8 protein-coding genes are annotated in these 11036 nt (G+C 47.2%); 6 read left to right on the forward strand and 2 right to left on the reverse strand.

The annotated features are described in order from the left end of the window. Positions 1-14: 14 nt before the first annotated feature. Both hxpB and ABT56_RS19345 read left to right on the forward strand, forming a co-directional pair. Positions 15-674 (forward strand): hexitol phosphatase HxpB, encoded by a 660-nt coding sequence (gene hxpB / locus ABT56_RS19340; protein ID WP_047880560.1) that lies wholly within the window; start codon positions 15-17, stop codon positions 672-674. Between the two features lie 325 nt (positions 675-999). Continuing rightward, a complete protein-coding gene (locus ABT56_RS19345; RefSeq protein ID WP_047880561.1) occupies positions 1000-1203 on the forward strand; it encodes a CPXCG motif-containing cysteine-rich protein in 204 nt (67 codons plus the stop codon). Between the two features lie 84 nt (positions 1204-1287). On the opposite strand, the gene ABT56_RS19350 is transcribed toward ABT56_RS19345, so the two are convergent. Further along, the gene (locus tag ABT56_RS19350) at positions 1288-1896 is read right to left on the reverse strand and encodes a riboflavin synthase (protein ID WP_047880562.1); all 609 of its coding nucleotides are present in this window, start codon (positions 1894-1896) and stop codon (positions 1288-1290) included. A gap of 227 nt (positions 1897-2123) precedes the next feature. Here ABT56_RS19350 and ABT56_RS19355 point away from each other — a divergent pair, with 227 nt between their 5' ends. The 4 genes from ABT56_RS19355 to ABT56_RS19370 all read left to right on the forward strand — a co-directional run bounded on the left by ABT56_RS19355 (position 2124) and on the right by ABT56_RS19370 (position 6033). Next, the gene (locus ABT56_RS19355) at positions 2124-3494 is read left to right on the forward strand and encodes an MATE family efflux transporter (protein ID WP_047880563.1); all 1371 of its coding nucleotides are present in this window, start codon (positions 2124-2126) and stop codon (positions 3492-3494) included. Positions 3495-3825: 331 nt separating this feature from the next. Beyond that, the gene (locus tag ABT56_RS19360) at positions 3826-4782 is read left to right on the forward strand and encodes a DUF3080 domain-containing protein (RefSeq protein ID WP_276203190.1); all 957 of its coding nucleotides are present in this window, start codon (positions 3826-3828) and stop codon (positions 4780-4782) included. A 134-nt stretch (positions 4783-4916) separates the two neighbouring features. Further along, the gene (locus ABT56_RS19365) at positions 4917-5177 is read left to right on the forward strand and encodes a DUF5062 family protein (RefSeq protein WP_047880565.1); all 261 of its coding nucleotides are present in this window, start codon (positions 4917-4919) and stop codon (positions 5175-5177) included. A 70-nt stretch (positions 5178-5247) separates the two neighbouring features. Then, positions 5248-6033, forward strand: coding sequence for a ParA family protein (locus tag ABT56_RS19370; RefSeq protein ID WP_047880566.1), 786 nt, complete (start codon positions 5248-5250; stop codon positions 6031-6033). 125 nt (positions 6034-6158) lie between these two features. Here the strand turns inward: ABT56_RS19370 and ABT56_RS19375 are convergent. Beyond that, positions 6159-11036, reverse strand: a 4878-nt coding sequence (locus ABT56_RS19375) for an Ig-like domain-containing protein (protein ID WP_047880567.1), incomplete at its 5' end; no start/stop codon positions are given.

Genomic DNA, 11036 nt, shown 5'->3' on the forward strand with positions numbered 1-11036 from the left:
CAGAGAACCGCACAATGTTACAAGCAGCTGTATTTGATATGGATGGCCTGCTGGTCGATTCCGAGCCATTCTGGCAACAAGCCCAAGTCGAAATATTTTCATCCCTAGGCGTCAACATTACCACTGAAGATACACACCAAACGATGGGATTGCGTATCGATCAGGTTGTTGAATACTGGTATGCCAAGCAACCTTGGCAAGAGCATAGCATTTCAGCAGTAACCGACATGGTCGTCTTGCGTGTTGAAGAGCTAGTAAAAGAGCATAAACCCATGCTGCCTGGTGTTATCGAGGCCATTGCAGCTTGTGAAGCTGCCGGATTAAAAATAGCCCTTGCTTCATCGTCACCCATGCAGTTGATAACCTCAACATTGGCAGCCCTATCGCTTGAAGACAAATTCAGCGCAGTACTGTCAGCTGAAACTCTGCGCTATGGCAAACCCCATCCTGAAGTCTATATCAATGCCGCTGACGCACTAGGTGTAGCTCCTCAGCATTGCATTGCTTTTGAAGACTCGGTCAATGGCCTACTTGCAGCGAAAGCCGCGCAAATGAAAGGTATCGCCGTTCCCGACGCCGCCTACGCGAATGATCCTCGCTGGGCAATCGCTGACAAAAAACTTAACTCGCTGCTCGAAGTAAATACGCAGTTACTTTCTTCGCTTAAGTGCTAATTTTTCCATGACAATGAATGCAGGACTAAGCAAAAAGCACCTGCATTCATTTTTAGGCAGTAAAGCCTGAAATTTGAGGCAATATTGCCCGATGTTTTTTCATCTCGACATTCGCCTTTATCAAAACATCTAGTCTTTTCTTCTAACATCGATACCCCACTCATAACTGAATAGCAAAATCCTCTACCCAGTCAAAATTTACAGTTAATTTTGAGCGAAAACGAACAGCAATCGCTAAAGTTAAATCAACAGAAGAAAAAAGATTTGTTGCAAGGTCAGGTAATCGAATCACCTCTCCATAACGCATCATCTCGAGGAGTTGATAATGAAAAATTATTCTGAAAAATCAGTCGAGTGCCCTCACTGCGGCCATCATATCCATATTACTCTCGATGCCAGTGCTGGTAGTCAAGAATTTTACGATGACTGCCCTGCCTGCTGTCATGCCATCCATCTAAACATGCAAGTTGATGAACTTCACAAAACCATCAACTTATTTGTTGATGCTGACGACGAGCAGATTTTTTAATCCATCTATATCCAAATCCAAGTAACCTCCAATTTGATTAACACTGATTAATTAACGCTGAAGGTTACTTGGTTAAATACTTCCTCACCCTCTCTGGGCTAACACACGTTCAACGGTATCAACTATCGCCTGAGTTTGAGGATCAATTTCCATATTGACCATATCGCCAACCTGCCGAGATCCAAACAATGTACGCTGAAGGGTTTCTGGAATAAGGTGTACGCAAAAACGCCCCTCCTCAACGTGGCCAATCGTCAACGAACAGCCGTCTAAACCAATGTAACCCTTACGTAAAATATACTTCTGGTATTGTTCAGGAATGGTAAACCAAATCGTACAGTTATTAGGCGCTGTATCAATCTTAGCTATTTCTACAACTGCGTTAATATGGCCCGACATTGAATGGCCGCCAATTTCGTCACCAAAGCGAGCAGCACGTTCAATATTGACATGATCACCCGTGTTTAACTGGCCCAGATTTGTCACTGCCAACGTTTCTTGCATCAAATCAAAGCTGACTCGATCCCCATCGACTTTTGTCACGGTAAGGCAACACCCGTTATGCGCAACCGATGCACCCAACGCCAAACCATCCCGCATCGACTCGCTCAATTCAAGGACGTGTGTTTGAAATTGCTCTTTCTTTTCAATAGCCACAACCTCTGCGGTCCCTTGAACAATACCCGTAAACATAATTATTCCCCCCCTATGTGTATTGCACCATTATACCAAAGCCACTACACAGAAGAGAGCGCAATAAAAGGCGAGCTCGATACATGATTTAACGTACTCTAAATCCTGCATCTTATGTAATTGGGAGATACGCCTTATCAATTATATGAACTAACTACACATAACAATTGTAAGGTAAACGTTTGCCGCTATAATGCCCGCGTTTAGTACATTCAAAGGATTCTCTCGTGCAAAATTACCGACGTGAAACACGTCACTTGTTAAAACTTGCGATCCCCGTTCTCATAGCCTCTATTGCCCAAACATCTATGGGTTTTGTTGATACTGTTATGGCGGGAGGCGTGAGTGCGACAGATATGGCGGCAGTCTCAGTAGCCACAAGTATCTGGCTACCATCCATTTTATTTGGCGTCGGACTACTTATCGCTCTCGTTCCTATCGTGGCAACCCTTAACGGCTCTGGGAAAAAAGATAAAATACCTTTCGAGGTTCAGCACGGCTTTTTGCTGGCCCTGATCATGTCTGTACCTATTATGTTAATTCTGTACAACGCAGGTGTACTGATCAACATGATGGATGTTGAGCCGGCCTTGGCAGAAAAAACCATTGGTTATCTCCATGCCGTCGTCTTCGCCGTACCTGGCTTTTTGTTTTTCCAAACATTAAAATGCTACTCCGAAGGCTTGTCACTCACCATTCCCGCTATGGTGATTGGTTTTATCGGCCTTGCGGCAAACATCCCGCTTAACTGGATTTTCGTTTACGGTAAATTCGGCGCACCAGCGATGGGCGGCGTGGGTTGTGGTGTTGCTACCGCGATAGTCTATTGGCTAATGTTTTTCTCGATGCTGGTTTATATCAAGTTCAACAAACGCTTGAACCGTATCGGGCTATTTGAAAAATGGCATAAACCACAGCTTAAAGCACTAACTCGTTTGTTCAGACTTGGCCTGCCCGTTGCTGCCTCCATTTTCTTCGAAGTTTCTCTGTTTGCAGCCATTGCCTTGTTGATCTCACCTCTAGGTTCAATCACAGTTGCAGCCCACCAGATCGCAAGTAACTTCTCATCACTGATCTTCATGATCCCGATGAGTCTGGGATCTGCCTTGAGTATCCGAGTCGGATATCTGCTCGGTCGAGAGAATGTCTTCGAAGCTAAGATCGCTAGCCGCTGTGGTTTACTCGTTGCCTTGACTATCGCAATCCTCACTGCAACTTCAACAGTACTGTTCCGTGAGCATATTGCACTGATGTACACTGACAACCCTGAAGTTATCCTCATTGCTGGCCAACTACTGTTTCTTGCCGCTATCTACCAATGTACCGATGCTATCCAAGTGGTCGCAGCCGGTGCTCTGCGTGGATATAAAGATATGCGAGCTATCTTTATCCGCACATTCATCGCGTACTGGATTCTGGGATTGCCAATTGGCTACATCTTAGGTATTTCCGGTTTGTTTATTGAACCTATGGGTCCACACGGATTCTGGATTGGTAACATCATTGGCTTGACCTCGGCAGCCATAATGCTAGCTACGCGACTACGATGGGTTCATCGCCAAGATTTCAATGCACAGTTAGCAATGTCGCACCGATAATCATCACTTATAAAACAGACTATTAAAGGTGGCTCTAGCCACCTTTTCTTTGGCTCGATTTTCCCGTAAAGCCACCGTCTAATCAAATCTACACCTTGATTAGACATCAATGTATTCTCACTAAAACAAGCCTATTGAGTTTACTTGGGTATATAATTTCTATAGCAATGTTGCATAACGGAGCATCATTATTTCTGACCCGATACAGAGCCTTATCTTTACCCTATTCCATTCTGCCCGACGTCATTGGCAGAAAGTAGCTATCTTTTCTTCCGCTCTCCTACTTTCAGCCATACTCAGTGGCTGTGAGCAGAACAGTACAATTGCCAGCCTGAAGCAATACCAACAAAGGCTCGCCAATGTTCTCGATATCCCCTCCCCAGATCTGCCTGAACCAAATGTCATTCCCTTCCCCGATAAACGAGACCTGTATATCCCGATTGATGACATTCGGATCAACTTAATTGATGCCTATGAACTAAGAAAATGCGGACTATTTAATTTAATCGCAGAAAGAAACTCGATCCTGGGTAAAGTCCAAGATAAAACACGACAACTCCGCTATGAAATTATGCTCACCAATGGCTTGCAGTACTGCATCCAAAACTTACCCGCAGATTCAACGTTGATTCATACCCTGCAAGATATTCATAAACAAAAACAGACCCAATTGCCCTTGCATATCTGGAACATGCTAACCACAGGCCAAGAATGGCGGCAACAATGGGTCATTCACCACCAAGTATTTCCGTTAACCTCATTCTATGGCTTCGATGAACTCATGGGAGCTATATCATATTTAACCTTGATCAACGCTCAAATTGAAAAAGCGAAATACATCGAAAACACTGAACTTGAACGGCTACTCACCCATCAGCAAACACTGCATCCATTTCACTATTTCGGGCAACTTATCTACTCTATGGAAACCGCGATTGTCTGGCTCAATAGCATTACCAGTATGCTGGCAGACCAGCAGCAACATATCATTTGCGGCAAAAACCATAATCAGCAAAAAGCTGAATATCTCAGCAATGTTTTCTATAAATTCTTTGCCAAAGATATTCAACCTTACCTTGCAAAATTAGACTCACAGTACAACCAGATCCAACCCGAACTCAATGAACTGTTCTCAAGTCAATTAGAACAGCACCTCCACCTACAGGGTTACTATAATCACTATCTTACCAATGAGCTTCAACTGCGCTTCAGGACTGCAACTCTCAATCATGTTGAGCAATGGAAACAAATCTTCCAGCGTTGCAACATCAAAGTCGGAACACGTTAAGATACAGCAAGGTACTTTAGATGGTATATTCAATATACCCAAGCAACCTCAAGATGCAGGGTTCAGAGTGAGATAACGTGGGTATAGACCCCTGTAATAAATACTGGGCAAATAATTTGAAAAGGATGTACTTGATGAAAAAAATCAAGAATGAGGCCAAATTACTAAAACAAGCCATCACCCTCGGAATGGCTTTCGCCAAAAAGCAAGGATTTGCTGATCTTGACCGCTCAACCTCACCCAAAGACAAAGTGGAATGCATCTATCGGCTTCTTGTTGCAGCTCAGCAAATTACCCCTTTACCAGCGGATAAAGAAGATGGGCCCAACATGAAACATAAACTTGTTTTATGGATATCGCGTTTATTACCACCGGATCACGAGTTACTACAATAAGCATTGCGGCGCATAAATTGGTCATGTACCGTATTCGGTATGAACATAGTCCAAGGCAGGATACCCAAATATGCGTCGTGTTATTTTCAATCAAAAAGGCGGGGTGGGCAAATCAAGTATTGCAGCTAATCTCGCCGCTCTCAGTGCCGCACAGGGTTACAAGACCTTACTTGTTGACCTTGATGTACAAGGAAATAGTAGTCATTACCTCGGGCTCGGTGAGCTCAACAATCACGATAAAAGCATTGCCGATCTTCTCAATCAAACTGTCGGTTGGTTTTCGGTTTCAACACCAATAAAAAGTTACCCCCAACAAACCGCTTATGACAATCTGTTCCTTATCCCTTCTAGTCAGAAGCTTGAAAAAATTGAAGCCGAGTTAGAACGTCGCTACAAAATCTATAAATTACGTGATGCGCTTAAAGAACTAGAAGAGGACTTTGACCGGATCTACATAGATACGCCCCCTAATCTCAACTTTTACAGCAAAGCCGCGCTAATTGCCGCAGATCGGCTCCTTATTCCTTTTGATTGTGACAGTTTCTCTCAGCAAGCTCTGATAACCCTACTTAATAATGTCGCTGAACTACGCGAAGATCATAATAGGCAACTCAGTGTTGAAGGGATCATTGTCAATATGTTTAACGCACAAGCAAAATTCCCAACACAGATCGTTAATGATCTTCAAGATCTTGGGTTACCCATCCTTCAGCCCTACTTGCCGCTCTCAATCAAGATGAAAGAGTCACACTATCAGCAAACGCCATTAATCCATCTTTTCCCGCAACACAAACTCACTTTGGCATTCAAACAACTCTTTGAGCATATCGACAAAACACAAACTGTTACCCTGTAATACCAATCACAGTCAGTAATGGACGGACATAAATAGCGTAGGAAAAATAGTTAGTATAACCCAAGCCCAAAACACAAAAAGCCCATTGTCACCAATGGGCTTTACTTTCTTTTATGTGCTAACAATTATTTATCAATGGTCAACTGGCCCTGGATCAGCAAGTCATCAATCAAGGTATTAACATCAACCCTGTTGGCATCTCCTTCCAAGATAATTTGCTGTGTTACCCCACGTCCACCCAATCCATCGGTATCAACGTGAAGAATAACGTCATTCCCATCAACGGTGGCTGACAAGTACTGATCCAAGTTACTTTCATTTTCACCGACCAGTAAGCCAGACAAGTCCAAAATATCAGCTTCTGTATTAATGTCGATATGACCAAATTCGAAGTCGGTAATAATATCTACAGCGACACTATCATTCGCGGTAATACTCTGCGATTCATGCTGCAACTCAATACCATCACCCGATAGCCAACGGAAAATATCCTGCCCTTCACGGCCTTCCAGTACATCACCGTAATGCCGCCCATCGGCTTTACCTGCACCGCCACCATTTTGCTGGCCGTTCACTCCACCCATAATGACGTCATTGCCGGCCCCACCAATAATATGATCATTGCCATCAGCACCATTGATAACAGCACCAAGCGTAGGGTCATAAGCCTCTGGATTTTTAATACCCGGTGCGATAGGCATTCCCTGATCATCAAATGTTGCACCGAAGGCATAAGTCATTTCACTATTGACGACATATAAGTTGTCATCACCGCCACGACCTTCAGCCATCACTGGCTCAGCAACGTCATCAACAAAGTAATCAAACTCCACCACTTTGATATTGCCAGCTTCATCCTTCGTCTTAATCGTATAACCATCAGTCATACTTGTTCCATCAGGATTCGTCATGGTTATCCACGTCTCGTAGTCATTAACACCCGCGTCAATCCCTACTTGAGTGACTGTAATTTTCCCTTGGCTATCAATAGCAAAATATCCATCCTCAGTTAGCGTATTTAGCTGGTTGTTATGATAGAAACCAACTGCAACGATATCAGTTTCAGTCCCACTCAATACACTACCGACAACATCACCGGTAACTAGGGTGTTTTCATCAACGCGTGCACTAACATCATTACCCGAGGAATGAGTATCAATTGTCACTTCCAGTAGATTATTAAGATCAAGCTGCGCGGTATTACCCGCGGTATCAGTAACGATAACAGCCAGTTGATAGTCGCCATCCACTAATGGAGACTCAGGGCGATAACGCCACTCATCATTGACAAGCTCAATGCCACCATCAACCAGCCATTGACCGTTAACATATACTGCTTTCGCCGTAATCTGACTCCCATCAGTTTGCGACGTCAACACGATAGAGATCTCTTCTACATCCGAATCTATTGCACCAATAGCAAAAACCGGCTTAGTAATATTTGTAATATTGTCACTATCACTACCGCCACTATCACTGGCAGCCATCAAATCTGCTGTAGGAGTAGAAATCGTTGCATCAACCTCGAACTCTAACTGGTTGCTTGTCGTGTTGCCGGCTAAATCTGTCACCCCTACATCCACTCGATACTCACCATCAGGCAATGGCTCATTCGGCTGATAGGTGCCATCATCAAGCAGCACAATTTCGGTACCAACCGCAGACCATTGTCCATTAGGTCCTTTGACCATCAGCTGAATCGTCGCATCAGCATCTGCATCAATTTGGCCGATATCAAAAACGGGCTGCTTAACATTCGTTAGGTTATCGCTACCGTTCGTACCGCTGTCACTAGCATCTTGAAGATCAATAAGTGGCTTACTCAACCAAATATCAACTTTGCTACTGTCAACAACCTCTCCAGAACCATTACCTACCTTATCTATGACTTCTGCAGAAACTTCCACTCCCGGCTCTTGCTGACCATTGACTTCAATAGAACCAAGGCTAACTTCAACGAATATGCCATTATTCAGATCATCCAATGTTACTAGTCGGTCAACCAAAATAGTTCCATCGGTATCTTTAACAATGATGCGGTCATCAACTGCTGTATCTGCATTTAATGTCACTTTCGCGGTAACTGTTGATTCATACCCCGCCGACATTTCATTAATGTTGTAGATACCATCAGCATTAGTATCGCCCAACAGTTCTACAGATGGAGCCGGTGCGGCACCCGTATCGACCAAAGCGCTGTCGCTGACTTCCGGCGATGGGTTGCCGACCTTGTCGATCACCTGCGCGGTGACTTCAACCTTGTCGCCGACTACTGAACCTTCAACCAGAATACCGTTGGTCAGATCGTCTGCTGTGACCTCACGGTCAACCAATACGTTGCCATTGATATCGGTAATAATGATCCGATCGCCTTCTGCTGTAGACGCATCCAAGGTGATCTTGGCAGTAACCGTACCGTCTGTACCCAGTTCCGCACTGTTGTAGATACCGTCATTGTTGCTGTCGCCCAGCAGTTCAACACTCGGGGCTGGTGCGGCACCCGCATCCACCAAAGCGCTGTCGCTGGCTTCCGGTGATGGGTTGCCGACCTTGTCGATCACCTGCGCGGTGACTTCAACCTTATCGCCAACCACAGAGCCTTCAACATAGATGCCATTAGCCAAGTCAGCGGCGGTCACTTCGCGATCAACCAGCACATTGCCGTTAGTATCGGTAATAATGAGCCGATCGCCTTCTGCCGTCGTGGCATCCAAGGTGACCTTGGCAGTAACGGTGCCGTCAGCACCCAGTTCGGCGCTGTTGTAGATACCGTCACTGTTGCTGTCGCCCAGCAGTTCTACAGATGGAGCCGGTGCGGCACCCGCATCCACCAAAGCGCTGTCGCTGGCTTCCGGTGATGGGTTGCCGACCTTGTCGATCACCTGCGCGGTGACTTCAACCTTGTCGCCCACCACCGAGCCTTCAACCAGAATACCGTTGGTTAAGTCAGTAGCAGTCACCTCTCGGTCAACCAGCACGTTACCATTGGTGTCGGTGATAATGATCCGATCGCCTTCTGCCGTCGTGGCATCCAAGGTGATCTTGGCTGTGACCGTACCGTCAGCACCCAGTTCAGCACTGTTGTAGATACCGTCATTGTTGCTGTCGCCCAGTAGTTCAACACTCGGGGCCGGTGCGGCGCCAGTGTCGACCAAAGCACTATCGCTGACTTCCGGTGATGGGTTACCGACCTTATCGATCACCTGCGCGGTAACTTCAACCTTGTCGCCGACTACTGAACCTTCAACCAGAATACCGTTGGTTAGATCGTCTGCGGTCACCTCACGGTCAACCAGCACGTTGCCGTTGGTGTCGGTAATAATGATCCGGTCTCCCTCGACGGTGCCTGAGGCCAACGTCACTTTGGCAGTGACCGTACCGTCAGCGCCCAGTTCGGCGCTGTTGTAGATACCGTCACTGTTGCTGTCACCCAGCAGTTCTACAGATGGGGCCGGAGCGGCGCCCGTATCGACCAAGGCGCTGTCACTGGCTTCCGGTGACGGATTACCAACCTTGTCGATCACCTGCGCGGTCACTTCAACCTTGTCGCCGACGACTGAACCTTCGACCAAAATACCGTTGGTCAAATCATCTGCTGTGACCTCACGGTCAACCAGTACGTTGCCATTGGTGTCGGTAATAATGATGCGATCGCCCTCGACAGTGCCCGAGGCCAACGTCACTTTGGCTGTGACCGTACCGTCAGCACCCAGTTCGGCACTGTTGTAGATACCGTCATTGTTGCTGTCGCCCAGCAGTTCTACAGATGGAGCCGGTGTGGCACCCGTATCCACCAAAGCACTGTCGCTGGCTTCCGGTGATGGGTTGCCGACCTTGTCGATCACCTGCGCGGTCACCTCGACCTTGTCGCCGACTACTGAACCTTCAACCAGAATACCGTTGGTCAGATCGTCTGCTGTGACCTCACGGTCAACCAATACGTTGCCATTGGTGTCGATAATAATGATCCGGTCACCCTCGACAGTACCCGAGGCCAACATCACTTTGGCGGTAACGGTGCCGTCAGCACCCAGTTCAGCGCTGTTGTAGATACCGTCACTGTTGCTGTCGCCCAGCAGTTCAACACTCGGGGCCGGTGCGGCGCCAGTGTCGACCAAAGCGCTGTCGCTGGCTTCCGGTGATGGGTTACCGACCTTGTCGATCACCTGCGCGGTGACTTCAACCTTGTCGCCGACGACAGAACCTTCAACCAGAATACCGTTGGTCAGATCGTCTGCTGTGACCTCACGGTCAACCAATACGTTGCCATTGATATCGGTAATAATGATCCGATCGCCCTCGACAGTGCCCGATGCCAACGTCACTTTGGCTGTGACCGTACCATCAGCACCCAGTTCGGCGCTGTTATAGATGCCGTCACTGTTGCTGTCGCCCAGCAGTTCTACACTCGGGGTCGGAGCGGCGCCCGTATCCACCAAGGCGCTGTCACTGACTTCCGGTGATGGGTTACCGACCTTATCGATCACCTGTGCGGTGACTTCAACCTTATCGCCAACCACAGAGCCTTCAACATGGATGCCGTTAGCCAAGTCAGCGGCGGTCACCTCACGGTCAACCAGCACGTTGCCATTGGTATCGGTGATAATGATCCGATCCCCTTCTGCCGTCGTGGCATCCAAGGTGATCTTGGCTGTGACCGTACCGTCAGCCCCCAGTTCGGCGCTGTTGTAAATACCGTCACTGTTGCTGTCGCCCAGCAGTTCTACAGATGGAGCCGGTGCGTCGCCAGTGTCGACCAAAGCGCTGTCGCTGGCTTCCGGCGATGGGTTGCCGACCTTGTCGATCACCTGCGCGGTGACTTCAACCTTATCGCCCACCACAGAGCCTTCGACCCAAATACCGTTAGTTAGATCAGCAGCGGTCACCTCACGGTCAACCAGCACGTTGCCACTGGTGTCAGTGATAATGATGCGATCGCCTTCTGCCGTCGTGGCATCCAAGGTGATCTTGGCTGTGACCGTACCGTCAGCGCCCAGTTCAAC

Origin of the sequence: Photobacterium aquae, from assembly GCF_001029445.1 — a bacterium.
GTDB classification, from domain to species: Bacteria; Pseudomonadota; Gammaproteobacteria; order Enterobacterales; family Vibrionaceae; genus Photobacterium; species Photobacterium aquae.

Excerpts from the sequence above, each read along its gene's own strand:
- hxpB (WP_047880560.1), top strand. The coding sequence starts at position 15 with ATGTTACAAGCAGCTGTATTTGATATGGATGGCCTGCTGGTCGATTCC.
- ABT56_RS19345 (WP_047880561.1), top strand. The coding sequence starts at position 1,000 with ATGAAAAATTATTCTGAAAAATCAGTCGAGTGCCCTCACTGCGGCCAT.
- ABT56_RS19350 (WP_047880562.1), bottom strand. The coding sequence starts at position 1,896 with ATGTTTACGGGTATTGTTCAAGGGACCGCAGAGGTTGTGGCTATTGAA.
- ABT56_RS19365 (WP_047880565.1), top strand. The coding sequence starts at position 4,917 with ATGAAAAAAATCAAGAATGAGGCCAAATTACTAAAACAAGCCATCACC.
- ABT56_RS19370 (WP_047880566.1), top strand. The coding sequence starts at position 5,248 with ATGCGTCGTGTTATTTTCAATCAAAAAGGCGGGGTGGGCAAATCAAGT.